We start from the raw sequence: 16378 nt of genomic DNA, 5'->3' as shown, positions 1-16378 counted from the left end.
CGCGCCTCAGCTCTCCAGCACCAGGCGGAGTTGCTCCAGCGCCCAGTCGATCTCCGTCTCGCCGATCACCAGCGGCGGCGCGATGCGGATGGTCTGGCCGTGCGTGTCCTTGACGAGCACGCCGCGCGCCATCAGCTTCTGGCTGATCTCGCGCCCGGTCCCGAGCGGGGGAGCGATGTCGACGCCCGCCCACAGGCCAGCCACGCGAATGGCCGTCACACCGTGCCCGAGCAGCCTCCCGAGCCCCAGGGCGAGGTGCTCGCCAAGCCTGCGCGCACGCTCCTGGAACTCACCGGTCTCCAGCATCTCGACCACGCGCAACCCCACCGCCGCCGCCAGCGGGTTGCCGCCGAAGGTGGAGCCGTGTTCCCCGGGCCGCAGCACGCCGAGCACCGCGCGGTCCCCGACGACGGCGGAGACGGGCAGGATGCCGCCGCCGAGCGCCTTGCCCAGCAGGTAGAGATCAGGCTTGACTCCCTCCCTGTCGCACGCGAAGGTCTCACCGACGCGGCCCAGTCCTGACTGGATCTCGTCGGCGATGAACAACACGTTGCGTTCGTCGCAGACCTCGCGGATCCGCCGCAGGTAGCCCCGGGGCGGGATGATCACGCCTGCCTCGCCCTGGATCGGCTCGATGAGCACCGCCGCGGTCTCCGCCGTGATGGAGGCGGCGATGGCGTCGGCGTTCCCGTAGGGCACCGCGTCGAAACCGGGCGTGAACGGGCCGAAGTCGTTGTGCGCCACGGGGTCGTCGCTGAAGCTGACGATGGTGGTGGTGCGGCCGTGGAAGTTGCCCGCGGCCACGATGATGCGCGCCTTGTCCGCGGGGATGCCCTTGACGCGGTAGCCCCAGGCGCGGGCCACTTTGATGCCGGTCTCGACGGCCTCGGCGCCGGTGTTCATGGGCAGCACCATGTCCTTGCCGCAGAGCCTCGCGAGCGCCTCGGCGAACGGCTCGAGGCGGTCGGTCATGAAGGCGCGGCTGGTGAGCGTGACCCGCTCGAGCTGGCGGGTGGCGGCGTCGACGAGCGCCGGATGGAGGTGGCCGAAGTTCACCGCTGAGTAGGCGGCCAGCAGGTCGAGGTAGCGCTTCCCGTCCACGTCGGTGACCCAGACGCCCTCGGCGGACGCGATGGTCACCGGCAGCGGGTGGTAGTTGTGGGCGACGTGCGCCTCCACACGCTCGGGGTGCGGGCCCGCCGTCGCCACGTGGCTGCCGCGCAGCTCCAGCGTGCAGCACTTGATGCCGCCGCCCCCGAGCAGCAGCTCGGACAGGTCGAGCGGGATGGGGTTGTAGCCGCGTGCGCGCAGCTCATTCGCGAAGTCCTCGGCCCCGGGCGCGATGACGACGTTGTAGCCGTCGCTCACGCAGTTCAGCCCGAACACGGCGCCGTCCTCGTCCGACACGCGGACGGCGTCGGGGTAGCGATCCTCGAGGATGGCGCGGCTGGCGGCGTCGAAGGCCCCTGGCAGGTACGCGATGTTGGCCCTGGCCGGCGCGCCGTGCTCCGTGCCCTGGACGGGGTCGAGCACGGCGATGGCTGTGTCGAGGTGGTAGTAGCGCGCGTCGATGAGGTTCAGCGAGACCACGTCGCGACCGAAGATTGCCCCCACTTCGCGGTGGCTGTCGTCCGTGGAGCGGAACCCGGTGCCGGCCAGGATGGTATTGCCGACGAGGAGGAAGTCGCCCTCGCCCTCGTTGACCTCGGTCGGCTCTACCGTGTCGTAACCGTGGGTGCGGAACCACTCGGCGAACGCCGGAGCCTCCCCGGCCCGCTCCTCGAAGAGGCACTTCGGCAGGTAGGCACGCCCGTCGATGAGGAAGCCGCCGTTGGCCGTGTAGACCATGTCGGGATAGCCGGGGACCGGATCGATCAGCTCCACCTCGTGGCCCAGGCTCAGATACAGGTCGTGCAGCTTCTGCCACTGTTCAATCGCGCGCGCCGTGTCGGTGGGCCTGCCCGGCTCCATCCAGGGATTGATGGCGTAGGTGACCGTGAAATGCTCCGGCCGGCACATCAGGTAGCGACGGTGCTGGGCCGTGCGTCGCTCCATCGCGCGGCTGGGGGTGGGGGTGGGGGCTGGGGCCGTTTCCGTCGTGGACATGATGCTCCTCGGGAAATAGACGAGGCGGACGCTGTCCCAGGGCCCGGCGGAACTTCCACCCGCCGCCCATCAGGAGCGGGCGGGGAAGATGCGACACGGGCACGCCAATTTCATTCTGGCATCCGTCCCTGCGGTTTACCACCCCCATTCCAGGGGTCGCGGTGAGCCGCCTGCGATCTCGTAGGCTGAGAGCCATGAGCCGCTTCACGGTCACGCTGCACGCTGACTGTCCACCTCCCGAGGCGCTCAGCCGCGTGCTAGACCTCCGAGCCCACAGCAGGGTCATCCCGTTCACCACGCTGACCCCGGCGCCGTCGTTCGCCGAACTGGAGCCCGGTGCGCGGTTCGTCGCCCGCACCGCGATCGGGCCGTTCGGCTTCGACGACCCGATGGTCGTCGAACACCTCGACGCGGGTCCCGGCCGCTGCTCGGCCCGGCTCCGCAAGCAGGGGCGCGCCATCCGCGGGCTGATCCGCGTGGAGTGCCTGCCCGACGACGGCGGGGCCACCGTCATCTGGCGGCAGGCGGTGCACCTGCCGTGGTGGCCACGCAGGCTCCACTGGCTCGCCGTGCCGGTGCTGCGGGCCGGCTACCGCCGGGTCCTCCGCCGGTTGCTCGCTGAATCATCGGCTCCGTAACCGACACGAGTAGGGTTCGTTTTGTGAGTACAAGCGGGTACGGCCGAGCGGCCTGGGTGGTGTGGGGCGTCTCCCTCCTCGCCTACGCGGTCGCCGTCATGCACCGCACCTCCCTCGGCGTGGCCGGGCTCGAGGCCGCCCAACATTTCGGCACCACACCGGGCATCATCTCTACCTTCGTGGTGCTGCAGCTCGCGGTCTACGCGCTGGCCCAGGTGCCCGTCGGGCTGCTGCTCGACCGGTACGGATCGCGCGTCGTGCTGACCGGCGGCATCCTGGTGATCGTCGCCGGCCAGATGGTGCTCGCCCTGGCCACCGAGCTGCCGCTGGCCTATGTCGCCCGGATCCTGCTGGGCGTGGGCGACGCCTGCATCTTCAACGGCATCCTCAAACTCCTGCCCCGCTGGTTCGAACCGCGTCGGATCCCGGTGCTCACCCAGATCACCGGCATGTTCGCCGGCTTCGGCCAGATCGCTTCGGTGATCATCGTGCTGCCGGTGATCCAGCTCCTCGGCTGGCGGCTGGGGCTCCTCATGGTGTCCGGCGCCAGCGCGCTGGCGGTGCTGGCGATCATCGGGTGGGTGCGCAACGCCCCGCCGGGGGAGGACGCGGGCATCGTCGTCGACCCGCTGCGCGAGATCCCGGGGCGGATCGCCGACGTGACGCGCCATCCGGCGACGCAGCTCGGCTTCTGGGTGCACTTCACCTCCGGCTTCTCGATGAACGCCTTCCTTTTCATGTGGGGCATGCCGTACCTGGTCGTCGCCCAAGGACTGTCGCAGCTCCAGGCGTCCGGGCTGTTCACGGTGCTGTCTGTCGCGTCGATGTTCGCGGGGCCTGTCATCGGCGCCCTCACCGCCCGGCATCCGCTGCGTCGCAGCACGCTGGCGCTCATCGTGGTGTGCTCGTTGATCGTGGTGTGGGCCGCGGTGCTGCTCTGGCCGGGGCGCGCCCCGGGGGCGCTGCTGTTCCTGCTGGTGCTGGTCCTCGCCGTGGGCGGACCGGGCACAGGCATCGGCTTCGACTTCCCCCGCACGTCGTTGCCGTCGACGCGGCTGGGGGCGGCCAACGGCATCGTCATCACCGGAGCGTTCACCGGCGGCACCCTGCTCATCCTGCTGATGGGCGTGTTCCTCGACTGGATCGCGGGCGGCAACGCCTACACGCCGGAGCACCTGCGCCTGGCGTGGGCGCTGCAGGCGCCGTTCTTCATCGTCGGCATCGGCGGGATTCTGCTCAGCCGCCGGAAGCTCCGCACGCTGATGGAATCCCAGGGTGTCCTCGTGCCGAGCTGGCGCGAGGTGCTCGAGAGGCTGCGTCGCCGCCGGGGCTTGGGCGACTGACCCGCATCCACGGGGTCAGAAGAGACCCTCCGGCTGGGGCGGCGGGGCGTGCGACGGATCCACGTCGTTGAACAGCTTCGAGACGGAGCGGCCGTTGTGGATCCGGTCGATGGCGCTGGCGAACAACTGAGCGACACTCAGGCACGTGAGGCCCGGGAAGTTCTCCGGTGCAGGCACCGTGTTGGTCGACACGATCTCCTTGATGGCGTCCACGCTCAGCAGCTTCTCGACCGCGTTGCCGGTGAACAGCCCGTGCGTGCAGGCGACACTCACCTCGGCGGCGCCGAAGGCCTGCAGCGCGCGCACGATCTCCACGATCGAGCCGCCGGTGGCGATCTCGTCGTCGAGCACGATGGCGCGCTTGCCACGGACGTCGCCGACGATGGCGTCGATGACCACCCGGTCGTCGGCCAGCCGCTGCTTCGAGCCCGCCGCGACCGGGAGATTGAGCAGCCGCGACAGGAGCGTGGCCTGCTTGGCGTTGCCCAGGTCCGGGGAGACGACGACGCAGTCTGTGAGGTCCCGCTCGCGGTAGTGGTCGGCGATGACGCCCAGCGCGGTGAGGTGGTCCACCGGCACCGAGAAGAAGCCGTGCACCTGCGGTGCGTGCAACGCCATGGTGAGCACCCGGTCGACGCCTGCTGTCGCGAGCATGTCGGCCACCAGCTTGCCGCCGATGGAGATGCGCGAGGCGTCCTTCTTGTCGGAGCGGGCGTAGGCGTAGTGCGGGATGACGGCGGTGATCTGACCTGCCGACGCGCCGCGGGCGGCGTCGATCATCAGGAGCAGCTCCATCAGGTGCTCCTGGGTGGGAGGCACCAGCGGCTGCACGATGTAGACGTCGCGTTGGCGGCAGTTTTCCAGCAACTGGGCCTGGAGGCAGTCGTTGCTGAAACGGGAGATCTTGACGCCGGAGCGCCTCAGCCCCAGGTGGTCACAGATCTCGTCGGCCAGCTCATGATGCGCCGACCCGGAGAACACGACGATGCCCTTCACCGGCAGGCCCCTATCTTGTTGGACTGGCCTCAGCCTACCCAGCCGCGCAGGGTCCAGGGTCAGGCATTCACCGACGGCCAGCTGCACGCCGCGTTTCCCACTGGTCGTCGGAGCCTCGGCAGCCACGCCGCGCCGCTCTGCTGGTCGGCCGCCCCCGTCGCTGAGTACTACTGGTTGTAGGATCGCGGGCATGTCGCACCCACATGCCATGCACCAGCCGCAGTCGAAGGGAGTGGTGCGCACCCTGCACCACGACGCCGGCGATCGGCCCCACGTCCTGGTGTGGGAGGTCACCCGGGCGTGCCAGTTGGCGTGTCGGCACTGCCGGGCTGACGCGTTCACGCGGGCGGACCCGCGCCAGCTGACCACCGAGCAGGGCAAGGCCCTGCTCGACGACTTCGCCGCCTACGGCACCCCGAAGCCCATCGTGATCTTCTCCGGCGGCGACGCTTTCGAGCGCCCCGACCTGGAGGAGCTCATCGCCTACGGCACCTCCATCGGGCTGCCCATCGCGCTGTCGCCGTCGGTCACCCCGCTGCTGACCGACGAGCGGCTCGCGTCCGTCCGGGAGGCCGGGGTGAAGGCGTTCTCGCTGTCACTCGACGGCGCCACCGCCGAGACCCACGACTCGTTCCGCGGCATCGAGGGCACGTTCGACGACACGATGAAGGCCGCCGAGCTCGTGGTCAAGCACGGGTTCCGGTTCCAGGTGAACACCACCATCTGCCGCAACAACCTGCGGGAACTGCCGCAGCTGCTCGCCACCACCATGAGCATGAAGGCGCACATGTGGTACGTGCTGTTCCTCGTGCCGATGGGCCGCGGCTCCAACCTCGAACCGCTCGACCCGGAGGAGATGGAGGACGTGCTGCACTGGCTGCACGACGTCTCCGACCGGGTCGCCGTCAAGGTGACGGAGGCGCCGAACTACCGTCGGGTCGCCATCCAGCGCGACGACCTCCGCGCAGCGGGCCGGCCCATGCCTGAGCGCGGTGAGCTTCACGCGTGGCTGACGGAGGAGACCGAGCGGCTGCTGGGCGGCGTCGTCGAACGCCGCACGCCGCGGCCGCCGATCGGGGTCAACAGTGGCCGGGGGTTCGCGTTCGTGGACCACATCGGCGACGTCTACCCGTCGGGCTTCCTGCCCCACAAGTGCGGCTCGGTGAAGGAGCAGTCGTTCCGCGAGATCTACGCGGAGGCGCCGATGATGAAGGCGCTGCGGGAACCGTCGTCCTACTCCGGCAAGTGCGGAGTGTGCGAGTTCAACTGGATCTGCGGCGGCAGCCGCGCGCGGGCGCACGCCATGCTGGGCGACCCGCTCGCGTCGGACCCCACCTGCATCTACCAGCCTCAGGGGGCCTGACCGCACATCCCTCGGTGGTCGACGGGGTCCCCTCGGGCCGGATCGCCGTGGGCAAGGGGGCGCCCTTCTCGCCCATGTGGGACCCCACCCGCCGGAGATGTGGTCTCCACCGAGCCAGTCGTCGGCGGGCACCCCCAACGCCCGACCTACCGCGAAGGGCGCCCCCTTGCCCACGGCTAAACGCAAGCTGTGCCGGATGGTTACTCTGGGCGCCTATGAACGGGCCCGGCGCGACCGACTCGCGGACCGGTCAAGAGTTGGCGGAGAGCAGCAGCGCTTCGCCCTGTCCTCCACCCCCACACAAGGCGACACCCGCGCGCCCGGCGCCCCGACGATGCAACTCCATCGCCGCATGCAGCGCCAACCTCGCACCGGATGCCCCGACGGGGTGGCCGAGCGCGATGGCACCGCCGTGCAGGTTCGTCCTCTCCCACGGGTAGCCCAATTCCTTGAGCGACGCCAGGCCGACGGCGGCGAAGGCCTCGTTGATCTCGAGGAAGTCCAGATCGGCCACCTCCCACCCGGCGCGCGCCAACGCAGCGGCCAGGGCCTTGGACGGCTGCTCGTGCAGCTGCGTATCCGGCCCGGCGACCTGCCCGGCCTCGCCCACCACGCACAGCACCGTCAGCCCGTTCGCCTCCGCGTACTCCCGAGAGGTGACCACCAACGCTGCGGCGCCGTCGGAGATCGGCGATGCGTTGCCCGCGGTGATCGTCCCGTCTGACCGGAACGCCGGCCGCAGCTTGCCGAGCGTCTCGACGGTGGACTCAGCCCGCACGCCCTCGTCGCTGTCGAGCACCAGCGGTTCACCCCGTCGTTGCGGGATCGACACCGGCGCGATCTCGTCGGCGAAGATCCCGTCGGCCGCGGCGCGAGCGGCCCGCACATGGGAATCGGCCGCCACCGCGTCCTGCTCTTCCCGGGTGAAGCCGTGCCGTTCGTTGCCCTGCTCGGTGAGTAGCCCCATCGAGATCCGGTCCGCCGCGTCGTCCAGCCCGTCGGCGGCCACGGCGTCCTCCAGCGGGGCCGTGCCGTACTTCACGCCGGCGCGCACCCGGGCCAGGTGCGGGGCGTTGGTCATCGACTCCATGCCCCCGGCGACCACCACTTCGGCCTCGCCCAGCCGGATCAGCCGTGCGGCGTGCGTCACCGCGGCGAGCCCGGACAGGCACACCTTGTTGACCGTCTCGGCCGGCACGTGCATGCCCAGCCCTGCCGACACGGCCGCCTGTTTCGCCGGGTTCTGCCCGCAGCCGGCCTGGATCACGTGACCCATCAGCACGTACTGCACGGCCTCCGCCTCGACCCCGGCCCGCGCCAGCGCGGATCGGATGGCGTGCGCCCCCAGGTCGACGGCCTTCATCGAGGCCAACTGACCCAGCAACCGGCCCTGCGGGGTGCGGGCCCCGCCCACGATCACGACGTCCCTCATGCCACTTCCTCCAGCTCCACCGAGAACTCGGCCCCGGTCTTGGTCTCAATCTCATCAGCCGAATGCCCGGGGGCGATGCGTCGCAGCACCAGCCCGCCATCGACCACGTCGAAGACGCAGAGGTCGGTGATGATCCGCTGCACCACGCCCCGGCCGGTCAACGGCAGGGTGCATTCGGCCACGATCTTCGGCGACCCGTCCTTGGCGACGTGCTCCGTCAGGACGATCACCCGGTCGGTGCCGGCCACCAGGTCCATCGCGCCGCCCATGCCCTTCACGAGCTTGCCGGGGATCTGCCAGTTCGCCAGGTCGCCGGCGCCCGAGACCTGCATCGCGCCCAGGATGGCGGCCGCCATCTTGCCGCCGCGGATCATGGCGAAGCTCGTGGCCGAGTCGAAGATAGCCGCGCCCGGCAGCAGCGTCACCGTCTGCTTGCCGGCGTTGATCAGGTCTGGGTGTTCGTCGCCCTCGTACGGGAACGGGCCCATCCCGAGGATGCCGTTCTCGCTCTGTAGCACCACGTGCACGCCCTCGGGCAGGTTGTTGGCCACCAGGGTGGGCATGCCGATGCCCAGGTTCACGTAGTCGCCGTCCTGCAGTTCGGCGGCCGCCATGGCCGCCATCTCGTCGCGGGTCCAGGCCATCGTCTAAGCCTCCTGACGCGCACGCACGGTGCGCTGCTCGATGGGCTTCTCGCGCCCGGAATACTGCGCCACGTGGTGCACGTAGACACCCGGCAGGTGCACGGCGTCGGGGTTGATGCCGCCCAGTTCGACGATGTGCTCGGCCTCAACGAACGTCACCCGCCCCGCCGTCGCGACATTGGGGTTGAAGTTGCGGGCCGTCCGGTTGAACACCAGGTTGCCGCTGACGTCGGCGGTGTGGGCGTGCACCAGCGACACGTCGGCGACGATGGCGCGCTCCAGCACGTACTCCCGGCCGTCGAAGGTCTGCACCGGCTTGCCGTCGGCGATGATCGTGCCCACGCCGGTGGCTGTGTAGAACGCGGGGATGCCGGCCCCGCCCGCACGCAGCCGCTCCGCGAGGGTGCCCTGCGGCACGAACTCCACCTCCAGTTCGCCGCTGATGTACTGCGCCATGAACGTCTTGTTCTCGCCAACGTAGGACGCCAGCACCTTGTGGACCTGTTTGTTGTCGAGCAACATGCCCAGGCCCACGCCGTCGACGCCCATGTTGTTCGACACCACGGTCAGGTCCCGGACGCCCGAATCCCGGACGATCTCAATCAGGTCCACCGGATTGCCGGACAACCCGAAGCCTCCGACGGCGAGCGTCATCCCGTCGAAGAGGTGCTCTGTCAGCACCTCGGCGATATTGGTCCGGACCTTGGTCATGGGGCCACCTCCTGATGCAGCACGGCATCGGCGACCACGGCGGCTCCGCGTTCCGACAACGTGATCGTGTAGTGATTGACCCCGGGCACATCCACGACGGTGAACTCGGGCAGCCGGGCTGCCCACCGGGATGCGTAGTCAGCGGGGAAGAGCCCGCCGGGCTCGTCCATCATTCCCCGCTCGGCGCGCAGGAACACCGTCGGCACCGCCAGGCCCTGCAGCGCGTCGAGGAACGTGTTGCCCTCGGCGCGCACCAGATCTTGGTAGTCGCCGGCCATGGCGTCGTAGCTGGTGGAGGGCCGGTAGGGGGCCTCGTCGCCGTGCAGGTCGTAGCGGACGTAGCGCTCCACGTCCGGCGTCCACGTGGCGAAGGCGGGGTGCTGCTGCCAGAACGCCACGTACTGCTCGGGGGAGTCGAACGTCATCGACAGCCGTTGCGCGGCTGGGCCGAGGATCGCCTGCAGCGCGTCCTCCGGGGCGAGGCCCTCGGGCATCGGCAGCGGGAGGCCGCCGTCGACGAGCACCAGCCGGTCCATGAGCTGCGGGTGCCGGTGGGCGAGCGTCACGGAGACGAACCCGCCCATCGAGTGCCCCACTGGCAGCACGTGGTGGATGCCGAGGTGCTCCAGCGCGGCGGCCACGTCGTCGGCGTGCTGTGCCATCCCGTGCGGCCCGGGCAGGGCGTTCGACCGCCCCCTCCCGCGCAGGTCCGGGGCGACGATCCGCCACCCGGGCAGGTGCCGGGCCAATGGTTCCCAGGCGCGCGATGACGAGGTGATGCCGTGCACGGCGAGCACCGTGCCGACGGGGTCGGCCGAGGGTTCCCAGACGTGGCAGTAGAGCCCGCCGGGCACCGTGACGTCTCGGCGGCTCATCGCGCGATCCACCCGCCGTCCATGACATAGCTGGCGCCGGTGGCCATGCGGCCGTGCGGGCCGGCGAGGAACGACACCAGGGCGCCCAGGTCGCCGGGCTCCACGAACTCCTTGACGGCCGGCTGCACCAGCATCACCTTCTCGATCACCTCGGCCTCCGAGATGCCGTGCGTCCTGGCCTGGTCCGCCACCTGGCCCTCGACGAGCGGGGTGCGCACGTAACCCGGGTTGACGCACACGGAGGTGACCCCGTGCGGGCCGCCCTCCAGCGCCGTCACCTTCGACAGCCCTTCCAGGCCGTGCTTGGCCGACACGTAGGCAGCCTTGAACGGCGAGGCCACCAGGCCGTGCACCGACGAGATGTTGATGATGCGGCCGAACCCCTGCGAGTACATGTGCGGCAGCGCAGCGCGGATGAGCAGGAACGGCGCCTCCAGCATGATGCGGTGCAGCAGCCGGAACGCGGCCGGGTCGAACTCCTCGATGGGGGAGACCCGCTGGATGCCGGCGCAGTTGACCAGGATGTCGCAGTCGAGGCTCAGGTCCTCGAGCGCGGCGGTGTCGGACAGGTCGACGACCCAGGCCTCGCCGCCCAGTTCCTCGGCGGTCGCGCGTGCGGCGGCCTCGTTGAGATCAGCGACGACGACGCGCGCGCCGTCGGCGGCCAACGCCTGTGCGCAGGCGAGCCCGATGCCGCTGGCGCCGCCGGTGACGAGCGCCTTCCGGTCGCTCAGTGGGGTGCTCATGCGTGTCCTCCTCGAGGTTGCAGTGCGTTGGTGACGAAGTCCATGACGGCCTCGAACACGTCGTCGGGGATCTTGGCGGCAGGGTGGCCGGCGTCCCAACTGAGGTAGCGCATGCCCACCACTTCGCCGACGCCCATCAGCGCCCACGCAGCCACCTCCGGGTTCGCCACCGAGATCTCAGCCCGCCCTGCCGCATCGGCCAACGCCTCGGCGTAGCCCTCGAAGATGCGGGTGTAGTGGGTGCGCATCGCGTCGGGGGCCACGAACCAGGCCTCGCGGATGAGGGGGTAGACCTCGGGGTGTTCGGCGAGGAAGTCGAAGTAGGCGCGGAACCCGCCGCGCTCCGCCTCGAGCCGGTTGGCGGCGCCGTCGCTGCCCTGGCGCATGGCGTTGCGCAGCTGACGGTTCAGGTCGACGACCACCTCGTGGTAGAGCTCAGCCTTGCCGGGGAAGTAGAGGTAGAAGGTGCCCATGGCGACGCCCGCGCCCTCGGTGATCTTCACGATCGACGCCTCGTGGTACCCATGGGTGGCGAACGCGGTGCGCGCCGACTCCAGGATCTTGGCCTTGGTGCGTTCACCGCGGGCGGTGCGGGGGGTGATGGTCGTCATCGGCGACTCTCTTCTCTCAGTGCCCGGCGGCTGACCTTGTCGATGCCGGCGGTGGGCAGGGCGTCGGCGAACGTGATCCTCGCCGGGGCTTTGAAGGCGGCCAGTTGCGCCCGCACGTGGGCGATCAGCTCGGCGCTGTCGACGGTGGCGCCCGGGCGCAGGACCACGTGGGCGTGGCCGACCTCGCCCCAGATGTCGTCCGGCACGCCCACGACTGCGGCCTGGGCGACCGCGGGATGCGTCAGCAGCGCCTCCTCCACCTCGACGGGGGCGATGTTCTCGCCGCCGGAGATGTACACGTCGTCGGTGCGGCCGAGGATGGAGTAGTAGCCGGCCTCGTCGCGGGTGGCGAGGTCGCCGGTGTGCAGCCAGCCGTCGCGCAGCGCGTCGTCGGTGGCGACGGGGTCGCCGAGGTAGCCGGCGAACAGCCCCGGCCCCCGCACCAGCAGCTCCCCGGTGGCCGGCCCGACGACGGGATCGCCGTTGACCGGCTCTGCCAGCGCCACCTCCACGTGGGGGTACGGGCGGCCCGCCGAGCCCACCCGCTCGAGGGCGTCCTCGGGCGGGAGGCACAGCACGTTGGGTCCGGCCTCGGTCAGCCCGTAGCCCTGGGTGAGTCGCACGCCGCGGGCGTGCCAGGTGCGCAGCACGGCGGCGGAGGCGGGGGCGCCGCCCACGACTGCGGTGCGCAACGTGGAGAGGTCGGTCTCGGCGAAGGTGTACTCCTCGCTGAGCCGCCGGTAGTGCGTGGGCACGCCCATCATGGCGGTGATGCCGCGCGCGGGGATGAGCTGCAGGATGCGGCGGGCGTCGAACGTGCGCTCCAGCACGACGGTGGCACCCACCGACCAGGCCAGCAGCGGCTGCACGTTCCACCCGCCGGCGTGGTGCTGGGGCAGCACCGAGAGCACCACGTCGTCGCGGTTCAACGGCACGACGCGCGAGAAGGACAGGTTGGTCCAGAAGCACGTGTCGTGGGTGAGGACGGCGGCCTTGGGGCGGCCGGTGCTGCCGGAGGTGAAGATGATCAGCAGGGGGTCGTCGTTGTGCGGCCCGCGGCGCGGCCCTGCAGGCGTGTGGTGGGCGCGGGGCGGCACGCCGTAGGTGTCGAACCTGGCGGTGTTGATGGGCTCCGGCAGCAGGGCCAGCCCTTCCCCCGCGACGGTGGCGTAGGCGTCCTCGACCACCACCAGCATCGGATCGGCGACCCTCAGGGCGTGGGCCAGTTCCGCCGGCGCCGAACGCCAGGACAGCGGGACGAGCGCGATGCCCAGGCGGGCGCAGGCGAAGAACCAGACCACGTGATCGGTGCTGCTGCCGGTGACGGTGGCGATGCGGTCGCCCGCGCGGTAGCCGCCGCGGGTGAGCCGCTCCGACAACCGCCCGACGCGGCGCTCCAGACCGGCGTAGGTGGTGCCCACGCCGCGGTCGTCGACGGCCACCCGGTCCGGGTAGGAACGGGCGCTGTCGGTGAGCCAGCGGTCGATCGTGTGGTCGGTGTTCACGCGATGTCCTCCAGCGCCTCGCGCGGGTCGTTCCCGCGTCGGCGGCCGGCGAGGCGGTTGAGCGTGCCGGACACGCCGCCGGGCAGGAACAGCACGATCAGGATGAACAACGTGCCCAGGATGAACATGGGCTCCGACAACGGGATCCGCAGGATGGCCGGCAGGTCCGCGATCGCCGGCGAGCTGGCCAGCGCGTTGAGGCGCTGGTTGAGCAGCGTGTAGATGATGGCACCGACGACGGCTCCCCACCGCGAGCCCACGCCGCCGAGCACCACCATGGTGAGCAGCGAGATGGTGAACTCGGTGGACACTGCCGTCGCGGAGGCGCCGGATTGGAGCAGCAGGAACACCATGCCGGTGAACGTGGCCAACGTGCCGCCGACGGCGAACGCGATGAGCTTGACCAGGTACGGGCGGCCGCCCAGCACGCGGACCCGGGTGTCGTTCTCGCGCACCGCGGCGACGTTGTGGCCCAGGCGGGAATTCTCGATCCAGGCGACGATCACGTAGACGACGGCGACGGTGACCAGCGCCACCCAGTAGAGGTTGCGGGTGTTGATGACGCCGATGACGAAGTCCGGCACGTTGTCGCTGGCCATGGACAGGCCCTCTTCGCCGCCGGTGAGGCGGCCGGGGTTCCGGCGCACCAGCACGTTGCCGGCCTGCGCGAACGCCAGCGTCACCATCGCGAACGAGATGCCGCTGACCCGCAGGCTGATGGCGCCCAGCACATTGGCGACGAAGATGCCGATGACCAGCACCACTGCCCCCGCCGCCAGCAGCGGCAGCTCTGTGTTGCGCAGCACGATGGCCAGCCCGTAGACGCCCACGCCGAAGTACAGTGCGTGGCCGAACGACAGCAGGCCGGCGACGCCGAAGATCAGGTGGTAGGACAGCACGACGGCCACCATCAGCATGGTGAACGCCATCAGGTGCATGGAGCCGGCCGAATACGTGGGGCCGGGCAGGATGCCGAGGCCGGGGATGGCCAGCAGCGGCGCCACGAACAGGGCGACGACGACGACAAGGGCGATCAGGTAACCGCGGCCTTCGCCGGGGAGGAGCCTCTTCATGCTGCGGCCTTTCCGAGGAGGCCCTGGGGGCGGACGAGCAGGACGACGCCGAGCAGCAGCACCACGATGAAGTCGCCGACGCCGAGGTAGAAGTTGGCGAACTGCTGGAGCAGCGCCACCAGCACCGACGCGATGGCCGCCCCGGCGAGGGACCCCATGCCGCCGATGACGGTGACGATGAACGCGAAGATCAGGAGCGAACCGCCGAGCAGCGGCGAGACGTAGCCGAAGAAGTGGCTGGCGAGCACGCCGCCGATGCCGGCCGCGATGCCGCCGATGGTGAACACCAGCGTGAACGCCTTGCGCACGTCGATGCCGAGCGCGGTGACCATCGAGCGGTTCTCGACGCCGGCGCGGATGATCAGGCCGTAGCGCGTCTTGTTGAGGAACAGCACCAGGCCGCCCAGCACGATGAGCGCCGCCAGAATGGTGACGAAGCGGTCGTTGGGGATGCGGGCGCCGAGGATCTCGGTGGTCTCGCGCAGCCAACCGCTGGAGTCCAGGAAGATCGGGTCCGGGCCCCAGATGCCCTCGAACAGCGCCACGGTGGCCAGGGACAGGCCCACAGTGACGAGCAGTTGCTCGATGTGGCGTTTATAGAGCGGCCGGATGAGCAGCAGTTCGGTGGCCGCGGCGAAGAGACCGCCCACCACCGCACCCACCAGGATGGAGCCGAAGAAGCCGGCGAACGTGCCGGCACCCAGCCGTCGGCCCACCTCGAACCCGGCGAACGCGGACAGGGTGAGGAACGAGCCGTGGGCGAAGTTCAACACTCCCATCAGGCCGTAGATCAGGCTGAGGCCGGAGGCCACCAGGAAGTACAGGGCGCCGAGGCCCAGCCCGGTGAAGGTCAACAGGACGAGCGTGCTCACTTCGTGGCCTCCCCATGGACGCCGAGGAACCGCTGGACACGTTCGGTGTCGTCGAGCAGTTCGCGGGCGTCGCCGGTATGGACGACGCGGCCGGAGTCGATGACGATGACGCGGCTCGCGAGACGGTTGATGACCTGCAGGTTCTGTTCCACCAGCAGGATCGGGACGGTGCGGGCGGCCTCGTCGAGGACGGCGGCCACCTCCTGGACGATCTTCGGCGCCAACCCCTTCGTTGGTTCGTCGATGAGGAGGAGCCGGTTGTCGTTGATCAGCGCGCGGCCGAGCGAGACCATCTGCTGCTGGCCACCGGACAGGGTGCCGGCCCGCTGCTGCGCGCGCTGCTTGAGCTCCGGGAAGAGCTGGGTGACGAACTCCCAGCGCGGCTCGTCCTGGCGCGCGGCGAGCGTGAGGTTCTCGTGCACGGTCAGCATGCTGAAGACCTCGCGGTCCTCCGGCACGTAGCCGATGCCGCGCTGGACGATGCGGTGGGTGGGTTCGTGGTCGATGCGTTCGCCGTCGAAGGTGACGGTGCCGGTGCGGTCGTAGAGGCCGAGGATGCCCTTGAGGGTCGACGACTTGCCGACGCCGTTGCGGCCCAGCACGGCGGTGACTCCGCTGGCGGGCACCTCGAACGTGATGTCCTCGACGACCTGCTGGCCGCCGACGGTGGCGCGGAGGTGCTCGACGGTGAGCAGGCTCATGCGATGTCTCCCAGGTAGGCCGACTGCACCGTCGGGTTGGCCATGATGGCGCCGGGCTCGTCGAAGGCGAGGAGTTCGCCGTGGTGCATAACGGCGACCCTGCTGACGAGGCCGAGCACCACCTCGAGGTGGTGCTCGACGATCATGACGGTCTTGCCCAGGTTGTTGAGGTCGCGGATGACCTCGGTGAGCCCCGGCACGTCGGCGTGGGCCACGCCAGCCATGGGCTCGTCGAGGAGGATCACGCTGGGGTCCTGTGCGAGGAGGACGGCGATCTCGAGCTTGCGCTTGTCGCCGTGGCTGAGGTCGCCGGCGAAGCTGCGGCGGGACCCCAACTGCACGATGTCGAGCATTTCGCGGGCAAGACGGGTGGCGTCGTCGGCGCTGCGCGGGAACTTCAGGATGGAGAGCGAGCCGCCGAGGCGCTGTTGCGCCGCGAGCCGTACGTTCTCCAGGACGGACAACCGTGGGAACAGGCTGGAGGTCTGGAAGGTGCGGCCGAGGCCGGCCCTGGCCCGGGACGCCACTGAGTGTTTCGTTACGTCCCTGCCCAGGAGGAGCACCCGGCCGCTGCTGGCCGGATTGATGCCGCTGATCAGGTTGAACAGCGACGTCTTGCCCGCACCGTTGGGGCCGATGACCCCCACCATTTCCCCGGGGGCGACGGCCAGACTCACGTCCCGCACGATGCGTGCGCCGCCCACCTGCCAGCAGAGGTCCCGGACCTCCAGCGCTGGTCCCACAGTTGTCACTTGCATCATC

General features: G+C 70.1%; 16 protein-coding genes. 3 read left to right on the top strand and 13 right to left on the bottom strand.

The window, feature by feature from the left end:
- Positions 1-6: 6 nt before the first annotated feature.
- Positions 7-2106, bottom strand: a complete 2100-nt coding sequence (gene rocD / locus H5393_RS14905) for an ornithine--oxo-acid transaminase (RefSeq protein ID WP_370585980.1) — start codon at positions 2104-2106, stop codon at positions 7-9.
- A 194-nt stretch (positions 2107-2300) separates the two neighbouring features.
- On the opposite strand from rocD, the gene H5393_RS11265 reads away from it, so the two are divergent.
- Positions 2301-2744: a hypothetical protein gene (locus tag H5393_RS11265; RefSeq protein WP_182766731.1), complete on the top strand. Its 444-nt coding sequence runs from the start codon at positions 2301-2303 to the stop codon at positions 2742-2744.
- A gap of 23 nt (positions 2745-2767) precedes the next feature.
- Entirely contained in the window at positions 2768-4087 is a 1320-nt protein-coding gene (locus H5393_RS11260) for an MFS transporter (RefSeq protein ID WP_220488382.1), read from the top strand.
- A gap of 15 nt (positions 4088-4102) precedes the next feature.
- Here H5393_RS11260 and H5393_RS11255 read toward each other — a convergent pair whose 3' ends face one another.
- Complete coding sequence (locus tag H5393_RS11255; protein ID WP_182763198.1) at positions 4103-5083, bottom strand: ribose-phosphate pyrophosphokinase; 981 nt, start codon at positions 5081-5083, stop codon at positions 4103-4105.
- A gap of 190 nt (positions 5084-5273) precedes the next feature.
- On the opposite strand from H5393_RS11255, the gene H5393_RS11250 reads away from it, so the two are divergent.
- Positions 5274-6446, top strand: a complete 1173-nt coding sequence (locus H5393_RS11250; protein WP_182766730.1) for a TIGR04053 family radical SAM/SPASM domain-containing protein — start codon at positions 5274-5276, stop codon at positions 6444-6446.
- A 250-nt stretch (positions 6447-6696) separates the two neighbouring features.
- On the opposite strand, the gene H5393_RS11245 is transcribed toward H5393_RS11250, so the two are convergent.
- Genes H5393_RS11245 through H5393_RS11195 form a run of 11 tightly spaced genes read right to left on the bottom strand, consistent with a single transcriptional unit; the run spans position 6697 to position 16377 of the window.
- The gene (locus tag H5393_RS11245; protein ID WP_182766729.1) at positions 6697-7878 is read right to left on the bottom strand and encodes an acetyl-CoA C-acetyltransferase; all 1182 of its coding nucleotides are present in this window, start codon (positions 7876-7878) and stop codon (positions 6697-6699) included.
- A complete protein-coding gene (locus tag H5393_RS11240; protein ID WP_182766728.1) occupies positions 7875-8522 on the bottom strand; it encodes a 3-oxoacid CoA-transferase subunit B in 648 nt (215 codons plus the stop codon). Before H5393_RS11240 ends, H5393_RS11245 begins: the two co-directional genes overlap by 4 nt.
- Before the next feature lie 3 nt (positions 8523-8525).
- Positions 8526-9233 carry a CoA transferase subunit A gene (locus tag H5393_RS11235; RefSeq protein ID WP_182766727.1) on the bottom strand — a complete coding sequence of 236 codons (708 nt, stop codon included), beginning with the start codon at positions 9231-9233 and terminating at the stop codon, positions 8526-8528.
- Entirely contained in the window at positions 9230-10108 is an 879-nt protein-coding gene (locus H5393_RS11230) for an alpha/beta fold hydrolase (RefSeq protein WP_182766726.1), read from the bottom strand. Before H5393_RS11230 ends, H5393_RS11235 begins: the two co-directional genes overlap by 4 nt.
- Complete coding sequence (locus tag H5393_RS11225; RefSeq protein ID WP_182766725.1) at positions 10105-10854, bottom strand: 3-hydroxybutyrate dehydrogenase; 750 nt, start codon at positions 10852-10854, stop codon at positions 10105-10107. Before H5393_RS11225 ends, H5393_RS11230 begins: the two co-directional genes overlap by 4 nt.
- On the bottom strand, positions 10851-11465 hold the full coding sequence (locus tag H5393_RS11220) for a TetR/AcrR family transcriptional regulator (RefSeq protein ID WP_182763204.1): 615 nt from the start codon (positions 11463-11465) through the stop codon (positions 10851-10853). The genes H5393_RS11225 and H5393_RS11220 overlap by 4 nt, the downstream gene beginning before the upstream one ends.
- Positions 11462-12970 (bottom strand): AMP-binding protein, encoded by a 1509-nt coding sequence (locus H5393_RS11215; protein ID WP_182766724.1) that lies wholly within the window; start codon positions 12968-12970, stop codon positions 11462-11464. Before H5393_RS11215 ends, H5393_RS11220 begins: the two co-directional genes overlap by 4 nt.
- Positions 12967-14043 carry a branched-chain amino acid ABC transporter permease gene (locus tag H5393_RS11210; RefSeq protein ID WP_182766723.1) on the bottom strand — a complete coding sequence of 359 codons (1077 nt, stop codon included), beginning with the start codon at positions 14041-14043 and terminating at the stop codon, positions 12967-12969. The genes H5393_RS11215 and H5393_RS11210 overlap by 4 nt, the downstream gene beginning before the upstream one ends.
- On the bottom strand, positions 14040-14915 hold the full coding sequence (locus H5393_RS11205) for a branched-chain amino acid ABC transporter permease (protein WP_076061496.1): 876 nt from the start codon (positions 14913-14915) through the stop codon (positions 14040-14042). Before H5393_RS11205 ends, H5393_RS11210 begins: the two co-directional genes overlap by 4 nt.
- On the bottom strand, positions 14912-15616 hold the full coding sequence (locus H5393_RS11200; RefSeq protein WP_182763207.1) for an ABC transporter ATP-binding protein: 705 nt from the start codon (positions 15614-15616) through the stop codon (positions 14912-14914). Before H5393_RS11200 ends, H5393_RS11205 begins: the two co-directional genes overlap by 4 nt.
- Positions 15613-16377, bottom strand: coding sequence for an ABC transporter ATP-binding protein (locus H5393_RS11195; RefSeq protein ID WP_220488381.1), 765 nt, complete (start codon positions 16375-16377; stop codon positions 15613-15615). Before H5393_RS11195 ends, H5393_RS11200 begins: the two co-directional genes overlap by 4 nt.
- Position 16378: the final 1 nt, after the last annotated feature.

Source organism: Tessaracoccus sp. MC1756 (assembly GCF_014164735.1).
Classification (GTDB): Bacteria; Actinomycetota; Actinomycetes; order Propionibacteriales; family Propionibacteriaceae; genus Arachnia.
The sequence above is the reverse complement of the archived record's forward strand: the minus strand, read 5'-3'. Positions and strand labels throughout refer to the sequence as shown.

Bases quoted from the DNA above. Each gene is read 5' to 3' on its own strand.
- H5393_RS11195 (WP_220488381.1), bottom strand. From the start codon at position 16,377: ATGATGCAAGTGACAACTGTGGGACCAGCGCTGGAGGTCCGGGACCTC.
- H5393_RS11220 (WP_182763204.1), bottom strand. From the start codon at position 11,465: ATGACGACCATCACCCCCCGCACCGCCCGCGGTGAACGCACCAAGGCC.
- H5393_RS11235 (WP_182766727.1), bottom strand. From the start codon at position 9,233: ATGACCAAGGTCCGGACCAATATCGCCGAGGTGCTGACAGAGCACCTC.
- H5393_RS11250 (WP_182766730.1), top strand. From the start codon at position 5,274: ATGTCGCACCCACATGCCATGCACCAGCCGCAGTCGAAGGGAGTGGTG.
- H5393_RS11200 (WP_182763207.1), bottom strand. From the start codon at position 15,616: ATGAGCCTGCTCACCGTCGAGCACCTCCGCGCCACCGTCGGCGGCCAG.
- H5393_RS11210 (WP_182766723.1), bottom strand. From the start codon at position 14,043: ATGAAGAGGCTCCTCCCCGGCGAAGGCCGCGGTTACCTGATCGCCCTT.
- rocD (WP_370585980.1), bottom strand. From the start codon at position 2,106: ATGTCCACGACGGAAACGGCCCCAGCCCCCACCCCCACCCCCAGCCGC.
- H5393_RS11230 (WP_182766726.1), bottom strand. From the start codon at position 10,108: ATGAGCCGCCGAGACGTCACGGTGCCCGGCGGGCTCTACTGCCACGTC.
- H5393_RS11240 (WP_182766728.1), bottom strand. From the start codon at position 8,522: ATGGCCTGGACCCGCGACGAGATGGCGGCCATGGCGGCCGCCGAACTG.
- H5393_RS11245 (WP_182766729.1), bottom strand. From the start codon at position 7,878: ATGAGGGACGTCGTGATCGTGGGCGGGGCCCGCACCCCGCAGGGCCGG.
- H5393_RS11225 (WP_182766725.1), bottom strand. From the start codon at position 10,854: ATGAGCACCCCACTGAGCGACCGGAAGGCGCTCGTCACCGGCGGCGCC.
- H5393_RS11265 (WP_182766731.1), top strand. From the start codon at position 2,301: ATGAGCCGCTTCACGGTCACGCTGCACGCTGACTGTCCACCTCCCGAG.